The organism is Herminiimonas sp., from assembly GCF_030645555.1.
Classification (GTDB): Bacteria; Pseudomonadota; Gammaproteobacteria; order Burkholderiales; family Burkholderiaceae_D; genus Oxalicibacterium.
Genome location: NZ_JAUSME010000238.1, coordinates 1 through 1,177 on the forward strand (window position 1 = coordinate 1; position 1,177 = coordinate 1,177).

The 1,177-nt window shown below is 59.3% G+C and carries 2 protein-coding genes; both read left to right on the top strand.

From position 1 onward, the window contains the following. The first annotated feature begins 67 nt into the window (after positions 1-67). Positions 68-847, top strand: a complete 780-nt coding sequence (gene cobA, locus Q7T06_RS09315) for a uroporphyrinogen-III C-methyltransferase (RefSeq protein ID WP_304783922.1) — start codon at positions 68-70, stop codon at positions 845-847. 84 nt (positions 848-931) lie between these two features. Next, the coding region (locus Q7T06_RS09320; RefSeq protein WP_304783924.1) for an NAD(P)/FAD-dependent oxidoreductase at positions 932-1,177 on the top strand (246 nt) is incomplete at its 3' end.

Below are 1,177 nucleotides of genomic sequence, written 5' to 3' on the forward strand. Positions count from 1 at the left end.
ATTGCGGAGCAGGTGGAACAGTGTTTGCTTGTAGCTAAACATCTACAAAGCAAACAAGGTGCACCAGATGGAGCGGCAATTCGGTAAGGTTATTCTCGTAGGTGCAGGTCCCGGCGATCCGGACCTGCTGACCATCAAGGCTGTCAAGGCGATTGCGCGGGCAGAAGTGATCCTGATCGACGATCTGGTCAATCCCGAGGTATTGCAATATGCGCCGTCTACTGCGCGCATCGTCAACGTCGGCAAACGCGGCGGCTGCAAACAAACGCCGCAGGAATTCATAGAGCGCCTGATGTTGTCCGAAGCGCAAGCCGGACGCTGTGTCGTGCGCCTGAAGGGCGGCGACCCTTTCATCTTCGGTCGTGGCGGCGAAGAGCGCGATCATATGCTGGCTGCCGGCATAGAAGTCGAAGTGATCAACGGCATCAGCAGTGGCTTGGCGGCGCCGGCGTCGATAGGCGTGCCGCTTACGCATAGGGACTGGAGCCAGGGCGCGATTTTCATTACCGGCCACGGCAAGAATGCGCAAACCAATCCCGACTGGGCGACGCTGGCCAAACTGAATCTGACCCTGGTGATCTATATGGGCGTTGCCCGCTGCACAGAAATCCAGGCGGCCTTGCTGGCCGGCGGCAAGGCCGGTACAACACCGGTAGCCGTGATCCAGTCGGCAACCGGCATGGCGCAGGCGCAACTGATCACGACGCTGGCTGAATTGCCGGCTGCCCTGGTGGCATCGACGATAGGCAGTCCAGCCATCATCGTTATCGGCGACGTCGTGCGCTGCGCCACGCAGTTTGGCGACCAGACCTTGCGCGACACCGTGTTGCAAACACTGAGCGCATAAGGATCAGGCAAGGGTGGAAAAACAGCCGCGCCGCCTGGCCCGGCTGCGCTTACAATCACGGCTTACTTTTATCGCTGGTTAGCCATGACAAAACAAGTGGATGTTGCCGTAATCGGCGCCGGTGCCGCCGGCATGATGTGTGCAGCCGTTGCCGGGCAGCGCGGCAAGAGCGTGCTGCTGATAGACCATGCAGAAAAACTCGCCGAGAAAATCCGCATCTCCGGCGGCGGTCGCTGCAACTTCACCAATCTCGATGCGACGCCGCAAAATTTCCTCTCGCAAAACCCGCATTTCTGCAAAAGTGCCTTGTCGCGCTATACGCCGCAGGAT

Excerpts from the sequence above, each read along its gene's own strand:
- cobA (WP_304783922.1), top strand. The coding sequence starts at position 68 with ATGGAGCGGCAATTCGGTAAGGTTATTCTCGTAGGTGCAGGTCCCGGC.